General features: G+C 45.8%; 1 protein-coding gene. It reads left to right on the top strand.

Annotated elements, in window-relative coordinates:
• A partial coding sequence (locus A5N84_RS09325) for a transposase (protein ID WP_198923936.1) occupies positions 1–214 on the top strand: 214 nt, incomplete at both ends.

The raw sequence follows: 214 nt of genomic DNA, 5'->3' as shown, positions 1-214 counted from the left end.
AAGCAGGTAAGCCCATCACAGGCAGTGATGGGGTCCTAGCCCCGCTTATTAAACAACTTACTGAAGCAGCTTTATCAGCTGAAATAGAAAGTTATCTTGGGCAGAATCTCAATAGTAATAACCGCCGTAACGGTTACAGTAAAAAGACGGTCAAATCGGCACTTGGCAGCTTCGAACTTGAAACTCCTCGTGAGCGCAATGGAGAATTTGAGCC

This window comes from Rappaport israeli, assembly GCF_001888055.1.
GTDB classification, from domain to species: Bacteria; Pseudomonadota; Gammaproteobacteria; order Cardiobacteriales; family Cardiobacteriaceae; genus Rappaport; species Rappaport israeli.
This window is presented reverse-complemented; position numbering and strand designations above follow the sequence as displayed.